Below are 19,796 nucleotides of genomic sequence, written 5' to 3' on the forward strand. Positions count from 1 at the left end.
ACGAAAGAGTTCTATATCTCTGCTAAATACTCGCCACCAAATCCCCCAACGTCACCATCAATATCATCGGATCCATCGGCGATGGCTCAAACCCCACCCGCAGATAAAATTCCCGCGCTTCATCCGACAGGGCATGAACCAGCATTCCGCGGATGCCGATGCTCTCCGCCACCTGGATCACCCGCAGCCCGGCGTCGCGTACCAGCGCCCGACCAACGCCCTGCCCATGAAGAGACTGATCTACCGCCAGGCGTCCCAGCACTACAACAGGGATGGGATCGGGCATATTGCGACGAAAGCGGCCGGGTGCCGTATTCATTGTGACCGCGCTGGACGCCAGCGCGTAATAAGCCAGTACGTTAGAATCTCCGCCACAACAGACAAATGTACGCGATGCACCACTGGCCTGATTTTTCATCGCCCGCTGCTTAAGCCAGTTATCCATCGAATCTACCCCACAGCAAAATGGAGTAAGAATATGCCCGGCTCGAAGGGGCACTGGGGCAGAGATCATTTTTCCTGCTCCCACGGCGCAAGGGTCTGCATAGTTTTACGCAGTGCGGCATTAGGTGCTGGAGCCTGATCCAGACGGGTCAGAAATTCCTGATAAGCCTCTGGATCGGCCATTATGATGCGTTGTTCGATCAGTGCCTCTTCCGCAGCTGCGCGGGCTGCTTCCAGCACAAAGTCAGTACGGTTTTTCCCTCTCGCTTTCGCTGCCCGATCGATAAGATCCCGCTCGGCAGGCCTGATGCGCAGGTTAAGGGTTTCGCGTTTCACCGCCATAGTGTTTGCAGCTGGCATGGTGTTGTCCTCCTCTGTTCAATGGATATTAAGTATACAACACGCGTAACGCAGATGTCATTACAACGCTTTAAAAGGCACCGAACCGAAAGGACTTCAACTTATTTATATCCACGACACCCTGACCACTGCGTCAGCAGCGCATGCAGTTTAGCCGGCTCCAGAGGCTTGCGCAGCACCAGATACCCTTCCTGCTCCGCCTCCAGCAGAACCGGTGAATTAAATTCGCCGCTGACTATGGCGCCGCTCATATCCGGCAGACGGTCAAAAAGCGCTTTCAGGATATCGAAGCCGCTTTCGCCGGATCGCAGACGCTGGTCGCACAGCACGGCGAACGGCGTAAAGCCGTCGTCGATTATGGCAAACGCTTCTTCAGCCGAGGCCGCACAGCGTACGTCGATTCCCCAGATGTTCATCAGGCTCTCCCAGGCAGACGTCACCAGCGGGTCGTCATCGACGACCAGGCAGGAACCGTGCAGGGGCGCATAGCGTACCGGCGTGGCGGTGTTGTCAGCGGCGGGCGGGATATCCGGCGCGATGTCTTCGCCAGCATATTGGGTGAAGCGCATCCAGAAGCGTGAGCCTTTACCTTCAATGGATTGCATCCCGTATTTCACCTTCATCAGCTTGGCACAACGGGCCACTACGGCCAGTCCCAGCCCGTGTCCGGCGCTGTCGATCTTCCATGCCAGCTCGGGGCGGTAGTAAGGTGAGAAGATTTTGCCCTTCTCTTCATCGGCGATACCGACTCCCGTGTCCCACACCTCCACCATACACTCGTCACCGCGCGGTCGGATGGCGACCAGCACCCCGCCCTGGAGCGTGTAACGAAGGGCGTTTTGAATCAGGTTAATCAGGGACTGTCGCACCAGCAGCGAATCGCCCATCACGTAGATACGGCGTTTAGGCCGCCGGATGCACAGCCTAAGCGCGCGGCTGTTGGCCTCTTCGCGGAACAGCGTGATGACCGAGTCGAGCAGAGCACCGATATCCACTTTGGTCGGGACAGAGAGGACATTCCCGGATTCTATTTTGCTGAGATCGAGCAGAGAGTTGAGCATTAAATGTACCGAGCGAACGCTCTGCTGCAGGTCAAGAAGCTGTGGCGTCAGGCTGTCGTCCCGGTTTCGGTGGAGGATGGCTTCGATCAGAAAGCCCATAGCGTGTACGGGCTGGCGCAGATCGTGGCTGGCGGTGGTCAGAAACTGATTTTTATCCAGCAGTGCCTGCTCCGCGTCCTCTTTGGCCTGACGAAACTGTTCCGCCAGGCGTGAGCTTTTTTCCTCAAGCAGTGCCTGCTGAATAAAGAACGCATGGGAAGTTAACGCATGGCGGTAAATTGCGAAGCCGTAAAGCAGATTCAGCATGAGCACGATGAACATCAACTCATCCAGCCGCCAGATAATACCGAGGTTCAGCACCCCCCAGGAGGCGAAGAAAAAGCGCGTAAAGGTGCTGATGACCGGCGTCAGATGCGTCGCATTGGCGGCGACGATAGCGGCGATGCTGATATTAAGTAACAGGAAAAAGTCAAAATTCTGCGTCTGTGGAGTAATTAAATAGAGTGAAGAAATGCCCAGCCCGTGAATAAAGGCGATATTATTAATACGCGGAAGCCAGCGTCGCAGGACGTCCCTATCACCGTTTTCTTTCGCTTCACGCTGATAGCGTCGGTGCAATAGTCGTATCGCCACGGCACATAGCAGATAAATAATTATCCAGATAATCGTTGGGCCGAGGTCGTCCCCAAGCATATAAATCCAGATGGCGAAAGGAATACCCACAAAGGGCACAGCACTAAAGCTAAATACCAGCCGCAGAAAGGTGTTGTTTAGCAAACGGATCTGCGCCGGAGCAGAGATACCTTCGTTTTGTAAGCTCTGGAAAAACCTCATTCCGACGGTTCCTGCTTGCCGTGCAGAAGCGTGATGGCTTCGACCCGGCTGTTAACACCTATCTTTTTCAATATATTGCTGATGTGTTCTTTGACCGTGGGCTCAGAAATTGAAAGCTGCGCGGCGATTCGTTTATTTGGCAGGCCGCGCATAATCATATTTAATACGTCTATTTGTCGCGGCGTTAAGTTAAATTTACTTAACTTCTCATTATTTGCCTTAACGGAAATTTCGTTTCCCTCAGGAAACCAGGTCTGATTATCAGTGAGTGCGAAAACGGCCCGCGAGAACATCTCAGGTGGCTCGCTTTTCAATACAAAACCGTGTCCCCCGGCGGCATTAACTTTGCGCCAGATGTCATTATTGTCATCCCCGCTGACCACCAGGAGTCGTACCTGTGGGTAAAGTTGTTTTACTTCTTTGAGTAATTTCAGGGCCGTTCCGGAAGAGAGCCAAAAATCGATTACCAGCAAACGTGGCGGGCCATGATCCCTAATTTGGCGGTAGCAATCATCCTCATTCGTCACCACACACGCCTGTTTAAACTGGCAATGTGTAATCAGAAAATTGGCGATGCCGCTTGCTACCAATGGATGGTCATCAACGACTAACGCATAATTCTGTCCCAAAGGAGCCTCCTTTTACCTTCGCATATCTTAGAGTACAGATGAATTATTATCTACCCACCCTACTTTAGGAGGGTTTTTTCGATTAGGAAAGAGAAATATATTATTCGCTGATTTGGGTAAAAGAAAACATAAATACAATCAGTGAAATTAACTGGTTGGATATCAAGGATAATTTATGAAAAAACCACTAATCGTTTTAACCGTTACGTTGATGCTAGCCGGTTGTTCCACGTTGAAAACCGATCAGGCTATTCCACTCCTGCAAGCGGAGACCGCTAAAATGCTGGGACTGGGCTCATCGGATGAAATAACCGTGACCAACGTTAATGGCGCCCAGCCGGACGCACTGGGAGGACAAAAACTGTCTTATCGCGCCACGACAGAAAAAGGGCGTATTTTCGATTGTTCATCAATGATGATGCCGGGGATTTTAGGATCCGCACCGACGCTAAGCGCGCCAACCTGTACACCTGTTGTCACACATAAATAATTAACGCCGCATCAAAAGGCGTACATAAATAACGCCTTTTACATTTTCTGACGTATCTGAGTTTTCATAAAAACGATTTTCCAGACATCACGCTAATGAGTACGGAGATAGCCCGTGAATAACTCTACATCGCATGCTTTAGCGGTTAAGACGCCGCTTTCCAGACTTTACCTCGCTCTATTTTCCGCGCCGCTGTTACTGTTTTTACCTGCCGATATCGCGCGTGCAGCCGATGCCTTTTTTGATGGCGACGCGCGTATTACCGAAACGCTGGGTTACACCGGAGATGTTTATGTTGGACGTAACCAACGCGGAAACCTGCTGATCGATAATGGCAAAATCACCGCCTATAACATCAATATCGGTCGGCTGTTCGACGGCAAAATTTATGAAAGCGTGGTCACGGTCCGTGGGCCAGACGCTGAGCTTAACGCGGTGAACGATCGGTACGTCCTGCGCGGCGACCTGAATCTTGGCCTCGGCACCCTGCGAGTCGAAGAGGGCGCGCTGGCGAGTGCAAAGGAGATTGTTGTCGGCACCACCCGCGGCTACGACAGCCACCTTATCGCCACGGGTGCTGGCTCTCGTGTGACCAGTAATTTTCTGAGCGTAGGCACCGATCTGGGCGCACGCTCCACGCTTGCGATTGAAGACGGCGCTGCGCTCAATACCGCTTACGATGCACGCATCGGGAATGGTACCGGGCCGGGTGAAACCGACACGCTGAGCCCGAAAGCCACCGTCACGGGGAGTGGCTCACAGTGGAACGTTGGCCGTACGTTGACGCTTTATGGCGACCTGGACGTACTGAACGGCGGAGCGGTTAACGTTGGCGGCGTGCAGGTGGCGGGCGTCTCCGGCGCAGGGAAAACCGCCGAGTTGGTTATTGCGGGCAAGGACTCGCGCTTTACCAGCGGCAGCAGCGTGAGCGTGGGCGATTACGGCAATGGCGTGCTGTCTGTGATTGACGGCGGTTCATTTTCCGCTGGCAGCAATGCGCTGATCGTGGGGACATCGGGTTCCGGCTCGAACCGGGGTGCGCTCATCATCGGCAGCCGCGGCAATATGGACACCGGCACGGGTTTAACTGAGCCAACGCCTGGCACGGCGGGCGGCGCAGGTACCCTCGATGCGAAGACGGCAATCAGCCTGCGTGGCGGACTGTTCGGCAGCTATGTCTACTTCAACCATACCGACGGAAATTACATCTTCAGCAACACGATGAGCGGTGAAGGTGATGTGATCAACACCTCCGGGCAAACGACGCTGAACGGCGATCTTTCCGCACTCAAGGCGAACGTAACCGCGCGGGGCGGTAAAGTTATCATTGCCAGCAATATTAATACCCAGCCAGAAGACGATATTTTTGATGTTCAGACCCTTAGCGCCGAGAACGGCGGTACGCTAATCCTCAACGCGACGGCGGGTTCAGACGTCAGCGACGGGGTCGGTTACAGCAGCGCCGCGTCAATCAAGTCCGGCGGCACGCTGGGCGGCAACGGCACGCTGGGCCAGACCGAGATCCTGTCTGGCGGGCATATCTCGCCTGGCGACGGCAATATCGGTACGTTGACGCTGAAACGCTATCTGAACTTTATCGGCGAATCCTTCTATGACGTGGATATCGCGGGCGATGGCAGCAGCGACCAGCTACTGGTATCGGGCAAAACCACCATCAGCGATCGGGCTAAGGTACAGGTCACCGCGCTGGATCCGCAAACCAGCTATAAAACGGGCCAAAGCTACCGCATTTTGACCTCCGACGGGGGAATTGACGGTGAGTTCGCCGGAGCGATTTCCAAATCCGCCTTCCTGGACGTGGCGCTTGAGCAAAGCACCAACGCCGTCGATCTGACCATCGCGCAGAAAGAGACCGGAGGTGAAAATCCTGGGGGCGAGAACCCGGGCGGTGAAAATCCCGGAGGCGAGAACCCGGGCGGTGAAAACCCCGGAGGTGAAAACCCGGGCGGTGAGAATCCTGGCGGTGAAAACCCGGGTGGTGAGAACCCGGGTGGAGAAAACCCGGGCAGCGGCAAGCCGGGCATTTTCCAGACCGTGGCCCAAAGCAGCAACCAGTGGAATACCGCTGGCGCGCTCTCCACTCTGACGCAAAGTGGCCCGTCGCTGGCGCTGTATAACTCGCTGTTGCTGCTGAGCGCGCCGGAAGCGCGCGAGGCGTTCAACCAGCTGTCTGGTGAAGTTTATCCATCAATGCAGTCCAACCTGATCGCTGGAAGCACGCAGGTGTTTAACGTGTTAAACCAGCGTATGCAGCGCGCGTTTGATAACGACAGCCTGCCGATCCCACCGTTAGCCATGTCGCTGGTGCAGCAGTCGGAGCCGCAAAACAATGGCGTCTGGGGCCAGACCTTCAGCTCCTGGAGCCGAAACAGCGGCGACGGTAACGTGGGCAAGCTGGACGGCAACACCACCGGCTTCCTGCTGGGGGCAGATCGCAAGCTGGCGGACCATAACGTGCGTGTCGGCGGCTACTTCGGCTACAGCCGGGGTGATTACGACGTCGACAGCCGTCGCTCCTCAACGGATACCGACAACTATCACCTTGGCCTGTATGCGGCGGGTCAACAGGATGCGTTCTCCCTTCGCGGCGCGCTGGGTTACACCTGGCACAAGATCGAGGGCGAGCGCAATGTTGATTTCAGCGGCTTCTCGGATCGGCTGAAGTCAGATTACGACGCTAACTCGCTGCTGGCGTTTACCGAAGCGGGCTACCGTTTCGGCCAGCCAGACAGGAATATTGAGCCGTTCGTCAATTTATCGTACATCCGGCTGCATACCGACAGCTTCAGGGAAGACGGCGGTGCCGCTGCGCTGAGCGTCCGTAACGAAACGATGAACACCTTCTATTCCACACTCGGGGTGCGCGGTGTGACCGAGCTGCCGAAGAACGTTAACCTCTACGGTTCGCTGGGATGGCAGCACGCTTATGGCGATAAAAATACCTCTTCGCGCATGGCGTTTGCGGGCAGCGACGCGTTCATTACTCAGGGGCAAGCCGTGGATGAGGACGTAATGGTGGGTGATATCGGCGTGAGCGTACAGCTGTCGCGTGCTGCGACGCTGGATGTGGGTTATCAGGGACAATATGGTGCGGATACCCGCGTCAACTCTGTTAACGCCAATCTGCGCTGGTCGTTCTGAATTATTTCCATTAAAAGAACCCGCCCTCGTGGCGGGTTTGTGCTTTTGGCTTCTGACGAAGCTAGGGATCGTTCCCAGCCGCGTCCAGCAGTTTGTTTTTGAAGATAAACAAACACGCCTCGTTGAAGTTCCCTGCCCCTAACCGCTCCGATAGCGCCGTTCGCTTGCGATAGAGGCTTTTAACCGACATATTCAGCTTATCTGCAATCTCTTCCATTGACCTCCCTGCCTTCAGCAACCGGAGCATTATCGCTTCATGTCTACTCAGCCGTAAGTTAAGCAGCCATTTGGTTGTCAGACGCCAGCCTTTCATATCAAGCACCAGATTGAATAACGACGCCATATCCGGAGGCGTAAGCGACGTGTTCATAAACAGCTTCATACTGTGCAGATCCTCCTCTCGAGGGCGCATATCCAGCATAACGCAGCAGATGGTTTTTCTCGTTCTGGCCGGATGGCGTATCAGGTAATCATATAAACGGAGCGGCGTACGGCTATCAATCAGTACAGTATATTCATTTGCGTCGGTATCAAATATGTTTCTGTCTATCGAACAGAGGCAAATTATATCCGGGAAAAATAGCCGCATCCCCCTGACAAGGAAACAATCCTGAGTCACTAACACTATTGAAGTCGCCACTAATCATCCCTTTTAGATTAAAGCAAGCCCGCCTCTTAAGAAACAAGGACGCTTTCGTTTATAGCGCTTTACATTAACGGCAAATGTTTTCTGGCTTTGATCATCCCTCAATATGACATTGGTGAGCTAGACTTTTTGTAGACTATCACTCAATGCCTGGCGTTAATTATAAATAAAAAAGAATTTCAGAAAAGTCACTTCTCTGAACATTAAGAATTTTTGTCATGAAACTTCCCAAACATGCACCGGAAAGTACTTTAATTAACTCAGAAGAACTTCATTTCAAATATAAAAAAACTGTAAACAGCAAAAGAAAAAACATTTAATATCAATCATTTAAAAAGAACAATCCTGCACTGAATTATCTAAAAAACTTACTTCTTCCAGAATTATCTCAAAACCTCCCAGCCGCTTTTCAACTTATTTATCCCCCAACACATCGGGTGTACATTAAGCCCAATCAGACCACTGAGATGAGGGCGCATAATTACCTTTAAGTAAGTACCCCATAACGTAGCATCATTCAGATTTAATGTTCTCCTTTATGCCCTTTAACGCAGAGTTAAAAGGCGGCCGTGTTATGCAATGGATTCACGATAAACAAATGGCAAATAGATATGGAAAGATCGCTTAGCTTCACTACGTTATTCTTTTATCGCACCACAATATTATTGCTCCTGCTTTTACTCTTTCCTGTTCTGGTTCAGGCTGATGAATCCGTTTATGAGCATCAGATACAACAGGCACGTAACGGTAATTATGCTCTGTTTCTTGATTACCTACAGCGCTATGAGCAACAGCATGCTTTAACACCTGGACAGGTTGCGGACTGGTTACAGGTAGCCTCCTGGGCAGGACGCGATGATGAGGTTATTCGAGTCTGGCAGCGTTATGGTATTTATATGCCGCTTCCCGCTCGCGCCATCGCTGCTGTCGCCCAGTCCAGAAGAAACCAAAAAGCCTGGCCATCCGCCTTATCGCTGTGGAAAGAGGCGCTCAGCCTTGCGCCGGATAACGACGATTACCGCATCGGCTATGTTAAGACCCTGGCCGATGCCCGCAGAGATCGCCTCGCGCTTTCGGAAGCCCGGCAGCTGGTTAAGGACGATCCTTCTCCCGCGCACCTTGAGACGCTCTCCTATGTCTGGATGCGCCAGGGAAAAAACGGGGACCGGCTGCTGGCGGACATGCGCGCGCTGAACGCCGCACCAGGGAATAACGCCCTTCTTCGCGAGACGATCGATGCATTAACGGATAACCGGGTAAGCACACCCGCACTCTGGCTGTCGCAAAGCGCAGCGATGTCCCCCGCGGAGCGTCGCCGCCTTGAGCGTAACGCCGCGGCTGAAAAGGTACGCCTGGCGGATGTGCCTGGCAGAACGGAGAAAGAGCGGCTGCGGCTGGCACAAAACGCATTAGATCGCTATCACGTCCTGCTTTCCCGCTGGCAAAACGAACCGCAGGCGGCTGAAGACATCATCCTTGCCCGTATCGATCGGCTTGGCGCGCTGTATGCGCAGGGTGATTACCGGCAGGTTATTAGCGAATATGAGGCGCTGACGACCGCACAGCATCCGGTGCCGGACTGGGCCATCGGCTGGGTGATCTCTGCATATTTGCAGGAGAAAAACACCGTCGCCGCCTTCTCGCTTGTACAACGCTATCCACACTACGCCTCCGATCCGCAGGATGAGGAGCATGCGCTTTTCTATGCCTGGCTGGATACGGGGCAGTATCAGGCCGCCCGCCGCTACGTTGAGCGCGAGACCCGCAGCGTTCCCTGGACCCGCTACGATTTCGGATCCCCGACCGCTCAGCCGAACGATCGGTGGCTCACCGGACAGTCACTCAAACTTAACTATTTGCTGGCGACCAACGCCCTGCCGGAAGCCGAAAAGCTGTCGTATCGTCTGGCGTCAACGGCGCCGGGAAATCAGGGATTACAGATTGATTATGCCGCCCTGCTTCAGGCCAGGGGCCTGCCGCGCGCGGCCGAGCAAAAGCTTAAACGAGCAGAGGCGCTCGAACCCACGAATCTGGAGCTTGAAAAACAGCAGGCTTACGTCGCAATGGACCTTCAGGAGTGGCGCCAGATGGATTTACTGGCTGATGACGTAATTGCTCGCGCCCCCGCCGATCGCAGCGCCCGTCGCCTGGACAGGCTCAAAGCGGTCCACCATATGTCAGAGCTGCGTCTGAACGCGGGTAAAGGATTGCACTCAGATAACCCCGTCAGCGGTAGCCACGACATGAGCTGGGACGCCACGCTCTATGGCCCACCCGTGGCGGATAACTGGCGGCTATTTGCTGGCGCCCGCTATGCACAGGGGAATTTCGACGAAGGTAAAGGCATCAGCCGCCACCTGTTGGGCGGCGTTGAGTGGCGCCCACGTGACCTCACGCTCGAAGCCGAGCTCTCCAGCAACCGCTATCACGGCACAAACAGGCCGGGCGCACGGCTCTCAACAACCTACAGCCTGAGTGATAACTGGCAGGTCAGCGGTAGCCTCGAGCGCTCATCACGCGCGACACCCTTACGGGCATTACGCAATGGGATCAGCGCCAACCGGGGTGAAGGTGGGGTGCGCTGGTATCAAAACGAGCGACGTGAATACCAGTTCAACGCCGCCGTCAGCCGCTTCTCAGACCACAACCGCCGTCAGGAATACACCCTCTCTGGGAAAGAGCGTCTCTGGCAGACCCCGACCCTGACGCTGGATCTCGAACCGGGGATCGCCGCCAGTAAAAACAGCCTGCGGAATACGCTCTATTACAACCCGGCACGGGATCTGTCCGTGACGGCAGCCCTGTCCGTTGACCATGAGATGTACCGCCACTACGACACCCTCTGGAGCCAGCAGTTCGTGGCAGGCGGCGGCAGCTACTGGCAGAAAAATCAGTCGCCTGGCGCCATTACCCTGCTGGGTTACGGGCAACGCATTCAGTGGAACAACGTTGTCGATACTGGCGTGATGCTGAACTGGGATAAACGCCCTTACGACGGCAAACGCGAGAGCAATCTCTCCGTCACGTTAGATGCGACTTTACGCTTTTAAGGATGAATATGCTGAATACACGTTTTTCTGTAAGCCTGATCGTCATCGGCTGGCTCTGCCTCAGCGCGAGTCTCTGCGCGCAGCCGCTCTCCTTTATGGCTCCTGAAGAGAGGCCGCAGCTGGAGGCCAGCAAACCCTGGCCGGAGAATCAGTTTCTGGTCCTGGCCTACCACGACGTCGAAGATGATGCTGCCGATCAGCGCTACCTCTCCGTTCGCACCAGCGCGTTAAACGAGCAGATAAGCTGGCTTTTGCACAACGGCTATCACGCCATCAGCGTGCAGGACATTGTGGATGCGCATGAAGGAAAAAAAGCGCTGCCGCCGAAAGCCGTTTTGCTCAGCTTCGACGACGGCTACAGCAGTTTTTACACCCGGGTCTGGCCCCTGCTTCAGGCCTGGAACGTTCCTGCGCTGTGGGCGCCGGTGGGCAGTTGGGTGGATACGCCGGCAAATCAAAAAGTTAACTTCGGCGGTCTGATGACGCCCCGCGATCGGTTCGCGACATGGGACATGGTGCGCGAGCTCAGCCGCTCCCCGCTGGTTGAAATCGGCTCGCATACCTGGGCCTCGCATTACGGCATCCCGGCCAACCCGCAGGGAAGCCGTGAACCCGCTATCGCCAACCGTTTTTTCGATAACGCGACGGGGCATTACGAAACCGATGAACACTTCAACCAGCGGATCGCCGCAGACGTACGGAAAGTCACCGAAAAAATCACCCAGGTGACGGGAAAAGCGCCGCGTGCCTGGGTGTGGCCCTATGGGGCTGCCAACGGTACATCGCTCGCTATCGCCCAGAAACAGGGCTATCAGCTGGCCTTTACCCTGGAGGACGGGCTGGCAAACGTGCGCGACCTCGGCAACATCCCGCGCCTGCTGATTGCCGGAAATCCGTCGATAAAAACCTTTGCCAACACGGTTAGCCGCGTTCAGGAGTTTGACCCGGTGCGCGTCATGCATGTTGATCTCGATTATGTCTACGATCCCGATCCGGCCCAGCAGACGAAAAACATCAACAAACTCGTCCAGCGGGTCTATGACATGAAAATCAGCCATGTGTTTCTCCAGGCGTTTTCGGATCCGCGGGGCGACGGCAGGATCGGCGCGCTCTATTTCCCCAACCGCCGGCTTCCGGTCCGGGCCGATCTCTTTAATTTTGTCGCCTGGCAGCTACAAACCCGCGCGGGAGTGAAAGTCTTTGCGTGGATGCCGGTCCTCTCTTTCGATCTCAGTCCAGCCCTGCCGCGCGTGCAGCGCCGGGATCGTCAAACGGGAGAGTTGACCGTGGCCGCCGAGCCCTATATCCGGCTCTCCCCCTGGAGTCCACAGGTTCGCCAACAAGTGACGGAGATCTATGAAGATCTGGCCCGCTATGCCAGCTTCAACGGGATCTTGTTCCATGACGACGCGGTGCTGACGGACGTTGACGATGCCGGGCAGGAGACGACGCGCCAGAAAAGCCAGCAGCTTATCGGGTTTACCCAGGCCCTGAGCCAGACGGTGAAGGACATCCGTGGCCCGCAGATCAAGACCGCGCGCAATATGTTCGCCCTCCCCATTCTGCAGCCCGAAAGCGAAGCGTGGTTTGCGCAAAATCTGGATGATTTTCTGTCGGCCTACGACTGGACGGTGCCGATGGCAATGCCACTGATGGAGTCCGTCCCGGCAGAAGAGAGCAATGCCTGGCTGACGCGTTTAGTCAACGCCGTCGCCGCACGCCCCGGCGCGCTGAATAAAACGATTTTTGAGCTACAGGCCAGGGACTGGGCGCAGAAACCGCAGCGTGCCGTAGCCGATGAACGTCTGGTGGAGTGGATGCAGGTGCTCCAGCTGAACGGCATCAAAAATTACGGTTATTACCCCGACGACTTCCTCAACAACCAACCTGATATTTCGCGTATCAGGCCTGAATTTTCTTCGTACTGGTATCCTGACAATGACTGATCGCATTATCGCCTTCTCTATTTTGTGTCTGGTATTCGGGTTGCCGTTAGGCGTAGCCGCGTTGTTTACCGGCGAACTGATTCTGGACTTTGTCTTTTTCTGGCCGCTGTTTATGTCCGTGCTCTGGGTAACCGGCGGCCTCTATTTCTGGTTTCAGCTTGAACGGCACTGGTCGTGGGATAACGCAACACCCGCGCCCGCCTTAGCCGGTGAACCGTTAATCTCGATTCTTATTCCCTGCTTTAATGAGGAACGCAACGCACGGGAGACCATTAGCGCCGCGCTGGGTCAGCGGTACTGGAATGTTGAGGTTATCGCCATCAACGACGGCTCTTCGGACAATACCGCGCAGGTGCTGCATCAACTGGCGCAGGAGCAGCCGCGCCTGCGGGTGATTAATCTCGCGGAGAATCAGGGGAAAGCCGTGGCGCTCAAGGCTGGTGCGGCGGCGGCCCGGGGCGATCTGCTGGTCTGCATTGACGGCGACGCCCTGCTCGATCGCGATACGGCCGCGTATCTGGTGGCACCGCTGATTCAGTATCCCCACGTTGGGGCCGTCACCGGAAATCCGCGTATTCGCACGCGCTCAACGCTGATTGGTCGTATTCAGGTGGGCGAGTTTTCTTCCATTATTGGTCTTATCAAGCGAACGCAGCGGATCTATGGCCGGGTCTTCACGGTCTCCGGCGTCATCGCCGCCTTTCGCCGACAGGCGCTGGCGGATGTCGGGTACTGGAGCCCGGATATGATCACAGAGGACATTGACATAAGCTGGAAGCTTCAGCTGCGCCACTGGGATATCTTTTTCGAGCCGCGGGCGCTGTGCTGGATCCTGATGCCGGAGACGCTCAAGGGGCTGTGGAAACAGCGTCTGCGCTGGGCTCAGGGCGGTGCAGAGGTGTTTCTGGTTAACCTGCGCAAAATGGCCCGCTGGGAACATCATCGGATGTGGCCCCTGTTTCTCGAGTACGCGCTATCAACGCTGTGGGCGTTTGCCTATGGAGCGACCGTGGTGTTGTTCATTCTTAGCCATATTATCCCTCTTCCCGCGAACCTGGCCGTTGCGAGTCTGTTTCCCCCGGCGTTTACCGGGCTGCTGCTGGGGGTGATGTGCCTGCTGCAATTCCTCGTCAGTTTGTATATCGAGCGGCGCTACGAGCGGAAAGTGGCAGGCTCGCTGTTCTGGGTGATTTGGTTCCCGATGGTGTACTGGATGATTGGCCTGTTTACCACCCTCGTGGCATTTCCGAAAGTCATGCTTAAACGTAAACGCGCCCGCGCGCGCTGGATCAGTCCGGACCGGGGAAAAGGGAGCATTCAATGAACGAGAATACGTTAATTTTGACTGAACATCGGCTGGCACCGCGTCTTTTCGATGCCGCATTAACGCTGATAGCCTGGGGAGGATTCCTGTTTTTCCTGTATGCCAGGCTGTGGATGCAGTTAACCGAGGAGAGCGATCACCGCTGGAGCGTGATTATCGCCTCTTTTAATACAGTGCTGGTCTATCTGCTGATTGCCGCGTTCAACGGCTGGCTGCTGATCCTGTGGTATCAGTACAATCGCCGCCGCGCGCATGTGAGGCGGCGTTATCCGCAAATGTTGCGCCATGACGAGCTTGCCCAAAGTTTTAACGTCACGCCGCAAATTATGTCCGAGATGAGCCAGTACAACCTGCTGACGGTCTATCATGACCAGATCGGCCGCATCATTGATCTGAAGATCAGCGAGCAGCAGGAAGAGGAAGAAGAGTAAGAAAAAGCCCCTGCAGGTTATCCGGCGGGGGCTTTTTTGTCGCGGGTATAATTAGTTATCCTTCACCACAATCAGCGGTTCAATATCGCTCTCTTTCTTCACCACCAGCGAGTCATCCCCACGCAGACAGGTTCCGCCATAGTTTCCGCCCACGGTAAAGGTGCAGACCTGTATGTATCTGCCGTCAACCTTTGGAAGGCACCATAGCTGCTGGTAGATATTTTTGCGGTCAACAAACTTGCCGCTGGACTGGTCCAGCAGTTGATCCTGGGCGCCGATCAGATCGATATTGCTCCCGCAGCGTCCGGCTATCGGTTTAACGGCATAGCCTGTCCGTTTCAGCAGCGCATTCACCTCAAAATCGGTATCCAGCAGGTAACGGTGGTTCGGGAACAGCTGCCACAGCACCGGCAGGATCGCCTTGTTACCTGGGATCACCGTCCACAGCGGTTCAAAGACCAGCACTTCCGGGCGCAGCAGGACGTCAATCAGGCGCACTTCACCTTGCGGGTGACCGGTACGGATGGGCACGGCGGCGTACTCGGTTTCGCTCACCTCGCGGATCTGCTCGATCGCCGTTTCCCACGCCCAGGTTTTCCATACGCAGTTGACGTGACGGCCTTCATCATCAATCAGTTGCCCGGCAGCATCCCAGCTCAGCGCGCCCAGTCCATGCAGGATTTTGGTTTCAAACCCGGCCTGGATCAGCGAGCGCTGAATAAAGAGCGCGTGGTAATCCTCTTCGATATCGTTGTCCTGCATGATATGGACGAACGGCCGCGCGTGGCTGTGCTTCCAGGCGCCGGTCAGCTCCTCCAGCAAGCCTTCCGCCGGATTGTGGCCGGTGCCGCGATAGCCGTTTTTCACCCACTCTTCAAGAATCAGCCCGCCCTCGGTATGGCAGGAGGCGGAATCCGCGTTGTACTCGTAAACCTTAATGCCGCGCTCATCCATGCAGAAATCCATACGACCGGTGATCATATGGTGACGACGCCACTGCCACGAGAGGCGCAGACGCGGCCAGAGAATTTTCGGGATGTCGAAAAGCGCGAGTAAGCTGTCGTCTTTCAGCACCTTGTCGGTGGCATGAAGGTACATCAGGTGCAGTTCGTTGGTGGCTTTGATCAGCTCCTGCTCGGCACTTTCGGTAATGGTGAAGTACTGGCAGGGATCGTTGTTAATAACGTGGCCGTTCGCGCGAACGTACGCCTGTTGCAGGGCGTCGTTTTCATTGAGCCATTTTCCGTCGAACTGACGGTTGTTCTTCAACCGCGCGCCGCTGATTTTCAGCAGCTCACCGTCGATCTCCGGCTGAGGAATACTGTGTTCCGTCTCCTCCGTCTGGATCATCCAGCCGAGGATCTCGGTATCGCTGAACGTATCATGAAGCGTATAGCAACCGTTCTCAACGCTCAGACGCAGCTCGCGCGTCCACTGCTGCCCCATCGGCAGCGGAGAGTGAATAACGTTCTGCTCGGCAATGCGCACTCTGTCGTCCAGCAACTGGGTGATGACGGCGACGTGGCCGGTCTCTTGAAACTCACCGCCCTTTTGCCAGATGAGCAGCGCACCGGCCTGCGGCGCGCGTTTTGAGCCATTAGCAAAGGCCTGTAGCGGCAGGATGTTGTCATTCACCACCTGTCGTAAAAAACGCAGGGAGAAGATCTCCCACGCCATCCCGACATCGGTAAAGACAAACCCGTGGTTGAGAAACAGGAAACGGCGCGCAAACTCAACGCACTGCCATTTATGGCCCATGTATTCGTTACCGATATAGCTGCGGAATTCCGCGTCTTCCGGGTAGTGCCGCGGATCGAGACTGCCGTAATTTGAAGAGTAAATCGCCACGCCACCCGGCGCATAACCTAATAACGTCCCGAAGGGTGCGTCACTGCTTAACGTTCCTTTACGCATGTGTCCAACCTAAAACAGGCAGGCGGCAATTTTTTTGTGGGGTTGTCGTTGTCTGCACGTTGTAATTAACTGACAGAGGTGGCGTTATCATACACTCGCCCTGCCCATTACGCTCGCATCGTTAAACGGTTCCCCTATCTCCTGCTACACTGCCTCAACACAACACCAAAAAGGCAGGCCAACATGTCAAATAACACCTATCAGCCACCGAAAGTGTGGGAATGGAAACAGAATAACGGCGGCGCGTTCGCCAATATCAACCGTCCCGTCTCGGGCGCTACGCACGAGAAAGAGCTGCCCGTGGGCGAGCACCCGCTCCAGCTGTACTCTCTCGGTACGCCGAATGGACAGAAAGTTACCATCATGCTGGAAGAGCTGCTGGCGCTGGGCGTGACGGGCGCGGAATACGACGCATGGTTAATCCGCATCGGTGAGGGCGATCAGTTCTCCAGCGGTTTTGTCGACGTGAACCCGAACTCGAAGATCCCGGCACTGCGTGACCACTCCACCACCCCGCCGACGCGCGTCTTTGAATCCGGCAATATCCTGCTCTATCTGGCCGAGAAATTTAATCACTTCCTGCCAAAAGATCCGGCTGGACGTACGGAAACCCTGAACTGGCTGTTCTGGTTACAGGGCGCGGCCCCGTTCCTCGGCGGCGGTTTTGGCCACTTCTATAACTACGCGCCGGTGAAGATTGAGTACGCTATCGATCGCTTCACCATGGAAGCTAAACGCCTGTTCGACGTGCTGGACAAGCAGCTGGGGCGTGGTCGTTATGTAGCGGGTGAGGAATATACCATTGCGGATATGGCAGTCTGGCCATGGTTTGGCTGCGTGGCGCTGGGCAGCGTCTACAACGCCGCCGAATTCCTCGACGCCGGGAAGTACACCAACGTGCAGCGCTGGGCAAAAGATGTGGCGAATCGCCCGGCCGTTAAACGCGGGCGCATTGTTAACCGCACCAACGGCGAGCTGAACGAGCAGCTGCATGAGCGCCATTCAGCGAGCGACTTCGATACCCAGACGGAAGATAAACGTCAGGATTGACCCATGACCGGGCGGTTCGCCGCCCCTCTTCTGCGATGAGAAAAATGAGTCAGCACGCGTGAGCAAGGATCCTCGAATGTCAGACCAGACGCTAAAAGCGACCCGACAGCAGAGCATCATCACCCTGCTGAGTAAAAGCGACTGGCTGACCACCGATGCCCTGGCTGAAAAGCTCTCCGTCAGCAAAGAGACGATCCGCCGGGATCTGAAGTCGTTACAGCAGCAGGGGAAACTTCTGCGCCAGCACGGGCGTGCGCGTCTGATTCACCCGGACAGCCGCGACAGCGGTGAACCCTTTGGCGCACGCCTGAAAAGCCATTATGCCGACAAAGCCGATATTGCCCGACACGCGCTGGGCTGGATCAGCGAAGGGATGACCATCGCCCTCGACGCCAGCTCGACCTGCTTTCATCTGGCGCGCCAGCTTCCGGATATCGAACTCACCGTGTTTACCAATAGCCTGCCTGTCTGCCACGAGATGGCGAAGCGCGAGCGGATCACGCTTATCTGCTCCGGCGGAACGCTTGAGCGTAAGTATCGCTGCTATGTTAATCCGGCGCTGGTGACGCAGCTTAAAGGACTGGAGATCGATCTGTTTATCTTCTCGTGTGAAGGGGTTGATGAGCATGGCATCCTTTGGGATCCGTCCGAGCACAACGCGGGCTTTAAGGCGCTGCTGTTAAACCGGGCCAGCCAGTCGCTGCTGCTGATCGACAAAAGTAAATTTATGCGGGCAAGCGAAGTGAAAATCGGTCAGCTGTCGCAGGTGACACAGATTATTCAGAGCGATAAATGTCAGGCCGCCAGAGACGGCCTGACGCGATGATGTTACGCGGAGAGACGGAACTTCTGCACTGAGCGCTGGAGTTCTTCGGTCTGCCGTTCCAGTGCGGCCGCAGCGGCGGAAACCTGCTCCACCAGCGAGGCATTCTGCTGGGTCACGCCGTCCATCTGCGTGATGGCTACGCCGACCTGAGAAATACCTTTGCTCTGCTCCTCTGACGCGGTGGCGATCTGCTTCATAATGACGGTCACCTCCGTCACGTCGCGCAGGATAGCTTCCATCGTCGTGCCGGTATCGTTCACCAGCTGCGCCCCCTGCTCCACGCGGGCAACGGAATCCGCAATCAGCCCTTCGATCTCTTTTGCCGCATTCGCGCTGCGGCTGGCCAGATTACGCACCTCACCCGCCACGACCGCAAAACCGCGCCCCTGCTCCCCGGCCCGAGCCGCTTCCACCGCGGCGTTCAGCGCCAGAATATTGGTCTGGAAGGCGATGCTGTTGATAACGGTAGTGATTTCAGCAATTTTCTTCGAGCTGTCCGAAATGCCGCTCATGGTCGTGACCACATCGTCTACCAGCGACCCGCCGCGGCTGGCAGTACTGGAGGCGACATCCGCAAGCTGGCTGGCCTGGCGCGCGCTTTCGGCGTTCAGCTTCACCGTTGCGGTAAGCTGTTCCATGCTGGCCGCGGTCTCTTCCAGCGCAGCGGCCTGCTCTTCGGTACGCGAAGAGAGATCGTTATTCCCGCTGGAGATCTCCGTTGCCCCGCGCCAGATATTCTCGCTGCCGGAACGAATCGTGCTGACCGCCTCCCGCAGGCTGTCCTGCATGGCGCTCAGCAGCGGAACCAGTTGCCCCACGCAGTTGCGGCCAATGGGCTCAATCGGCTGGCTGAGATCGCCCTGCGCAATCTGGCGGAACTGCTGACGGATACGCTCCAGCGGTTTTACCAGCAGCGCCACCAGGTAGCGGTCGGTGAACAGCAGGATCAGCAGACCCACGATCGTGGCGGTGATAATCACCGTCCGGGTCATGCTGGTCAGGCTGTCGACCACAACGCGCGTACTGTCGAGCGCCTTCACCGCAGAATTGTTAAAGTTCTCAACCGCGGCGCCAAACGCGCGGCTTAGCGGCGGCGTAACGTTGTTGGCATGCTGACGATAGCCTTCGAGCGTCGCCTGCTTTGCCTGCACCATCTGAGGCGTAACGCCCCGATCGAGCAGCGCCTGCCAGGTGGAAATCACCTGCGCAGAGACCTTTTCATCCATCGGGCCCGGGGAGATAGCCTTCATCTCTGCCAGCTTTTTACTCATGTTATCCAGCGCCTGCTGAGCAGGAGCCAGGTCCGGCGTGCCGCCCGCTGCTTTAGCTTCCATCGCCCGGCTCAGGCGGGTGACGAAACGGAAATACTGATCGTTGCCCTGGCTCAGCACCGTCATTTGCCTGACCAGCTGGCGGTCAACGTCATTACCATCAGAAACACGAGACAGAGACCAGGTGCTGTAAAGCCCCACGCCTGCCCACATGACACAAAAGATCCCCAGTACCGTCAGCATGACGAAACGGATGGTGAAATTACGAAGCATCTTCATTGAGTATTCCTTGCCGTGAGGGTGAATTCGCCCAGGGGCGAGTACTACCCTCGTTATCGGCAGGGACAGGGGAAAAGAT

At 55.9% G+C, this 19,796-nt stretch carries 15 protein-coding genes; 8 read left to right on the forward strand and 7 right to left on the reverse strand.

Annotated features, from left to right (window positions below; translation table 11 throughout):
- Window positions 1–22 precede the first annotated feature (22 nt).
- From ACQG0S_RS18430 to ACQG0S_RS18445, 4 genes are all read right to left on the reverse strand, one after another.
- A complete protein-coding gene (locus ACQG0S_RS18430) occupies window positions 23–514 on the reverse strand; it encodes a GNAT family N-acetyltransferase (RefSeq protein WP_048966570.1) in 492 nt (163 codons plus the stop codon).
- Window positions 511–804 (reverse strand): DUF1778 domain-containing protein, encoded by a 294-nt coding sequence (locus tag ACQG0S_RS18435; RefSeq protein ID WP_022649379.1) that lies wholly within the window; start codon window positions 802–804, stop codon window positions 511–513. Before ACQG0S_RS18435 ends, ACQG0S_RS18430 begins: the two co-directional genes overlap by 4 nt.
- Before the next feature lie 101 nt (window positions 805–905).
- On the reverse strand, window positions 906–2,699 hold the full coding sequence (locus ACQG0S_RS18440) for a hybrid sensor histidine kinase/response regulator (RefSeq protein WP_063137639.1): 1,794 nt from the start codon (window positions 2,697–2,699) through the stop codon (window positions 906–908).
- Window positions 2,696–3,328 carry a response regulator transcription factor gene (locus ACQG0S_RS18445; protein WP_003862456.1) on the reverse strand — a complete coding sequence of 211 codons (633 nt, stop codon included), beginning with the start codon at window positions 3,326–3,328 and terminating at the stop codon, window positions 2,696–2,698. Before ACQG0S_RS18445 ends, ACQG0S_RS18440 begins: the two co-directional genes overlap by 4 nt.
- A gap of 175 nt (window positions 3,329–3,503) precedes the next feature.
- On the opposite strand from ACQG0S_RS18445, the gene ACQG0S_RS18450 reads away from it, so the two are divergent.
- Both ACQG0S_RS18450 and ACQG0S_RS18455 read left to right on the forward strand, forming a co-directional pair.
- A complete protein-coding gene (locus ACQG0S_RS18450; RefSeq protein ID WP_003862457.1) occupies window positions 3,504–3,818 on the forward strand; it encodes a lipoprotein in 315 nt (104 codons plus the stop codon).
- 114 nt (window positions 3,819–3,932) lie between these two features.
- Window positions 3,933–6,980 carry an autotransporter outer membrane beta-barrel domain-containing protein gene (locus tag ACQG0S_RS18455; RefSeq protein WP_063137641.1) on the forward strand — a complete coding sequence of 1,016 codons (3,048 nt, stop codon included), beginning with the start codon at window positions 3,933–3,935 and terminating at the stop codon, window positions 6,978–6,980.
- 61 nt (window positions 6,981–7,041) lie between these two features.
- Here the strand turns inward: ACQG0S_RS18455 and ACQG0S_RS18460 are convergent, their stop codons facing one another.
- Window positions 7,042–7,569, reverse strand: a complete 528-nt coding sequence (locus ACQG0S_RS18460) for a helix-turn-helix transcriptional regulator (protein WP_045308383.1) — start codon at window positions 7,567–7,569, stop codon at window positions 7,042–7,044.
- A gap of 668 nt (window positions 7,570–8,237) precedes the next feature.
- Here ACQG0S_RS18460 and pgaA point away from each other — a divergent pair.
- From pgaA to pgaD, 4 genes are read left to right on the forward strand one after another with little or no spacing between them, the layout of a single operon-like run.
- On the forward strand, window positions 8,238–10,676 hold the full coding sequence (gene pgaA, locus ACQG0S_RS18465) for a poly-beta-1,6 N-acetyl-D-glucosamine export porin PgaA (RefSeq protein WP_063137642.1): 2,439 nt from the start codon (window positions 8,238–8,240) through the stop codon (window positions 10,674–10,676).
- A gap of 8 nt (window positions 10,677–10,684) precedes the next feature.
- On the forward strand, window positions 10,685–12,622 hold the full coding sequence (gene pgaB, locus ACQG0S_RS18470) for a poly-beta-1,6-N-acetyl-D-glucosamine N-deacetylase PgaB (RefSeq protein WP_063137643.1): 1,938 nt from the start codon (window positions 10,685–10,687) through the stop codon (window positions 12,620–12,622).
- Window positions 12,615–13,946, forward strand: a complete 1,332-nt coding sequence (pgaC, locus tag ACQG0S_RS18475; RefSeq protein WP_022649386.1) for a poly-beta-1,6-N-acetyl-D-glucosamine synthase — start codon at window positions 12,615–12,617, stop codon at window positions 13,944–13,946. Before pgaB ends, pgaC begins: the two co-directional genes overlap by 8 nt.
- Window positions 13,943–14,377: a poly-beta-1,6-N-acetyl-D-glucosamine biosynthesis protein PgaD gene (gene pgaD, locus ACQG0S_RS18480; protein WP_169441308.1), complete on the forward strand. Its 435-nt coding sequence runs from the start codon at window positions 13,943–13,945 to the stop codon at window positions 14,375–14,377. The genes pgaC and pgaD overlap by 4 nt, the downstream gene beginning before the upstream one ends.
- 51 nt (window positions 14,378–14,428) lie before the next feature.
- Here pgaD and gss read toward each other — a convergent pair whose 3' ends face one another.
- Window positions 14,429–16,291, reverse strand: a complete 1,863-nt coding sequence (gene gss, locus ACQG0S_RS18485) for a bifunctional glutathionylspermidine amidase/synthase (protein WP_045308372.1) — start codon at window positions 16,289–16,291, stop codon at window positions 14,429–14,431.
- A gap of 183 nt (window positions 16,292–16,474) precedes the next feature.
- Here gss and yghU point away from each other — a divergent pair, with 183 nt between their 5' ends.
- Both yghU and fucR read left to right on the forward strand, forming a co-directional pair.
- Window positions 16,475–17,341: a glutathione-dependent disulfide-bond oxidoreductase gene (gene yghU, locus ACQG0S_RS18490; RefSeq protein ID WP_048966575.1), complete on the forward strand. Its 867-nt coding sequence runs from the start codon at window positions 16,475–16,477 to the stop codon at window positions 17,339–17,341.
- A gap of 76 nt (window positions 17,342–17,417) precedes the next feature.
- Window positions 17,418–18,167, forward strand: a complete 750-nt coding sequence (fucR, locus tag ACQG0S_RS18495; protein ID WP_038416725.1) for an L-fucose operon activator — start codon at window positions 17,418–17,420, stop codon at window positions 18,165–18,167.
- A 2-nt stretch (window positions 18,168–18,169) separates the two neighbouring features.
- Here the strand turns inward: fucR and ACQG0S_RS18500 are convergent, their stop codons facing one another.
- The gene (locus tag ACQG0S_RS18500) at window positions 18,170–19,717 is read right to left on the reverse strand and encodes a methyl-accepting chemotaxis protein (protein WP_022649391.1); all 1,548 of its coding nucleotides are present in this window, start codon (window positions 19,715–19,717) and stop codon (window positions 18,170–18,172) included.
- Window positions 19,718–19,796: the final 79 nt, after the last annotated feature.

This window comes from Enterobacter cloacae complex sp. 418I7, from assembly GCF_050030705.1.
Classification (GTDB): Bacteria; Pseudomonadota; Gammaproteobacteria; order Enterobacterales; family Enterobacteriaceae; genus Enterobacter; species Enterobacter intestinihominis.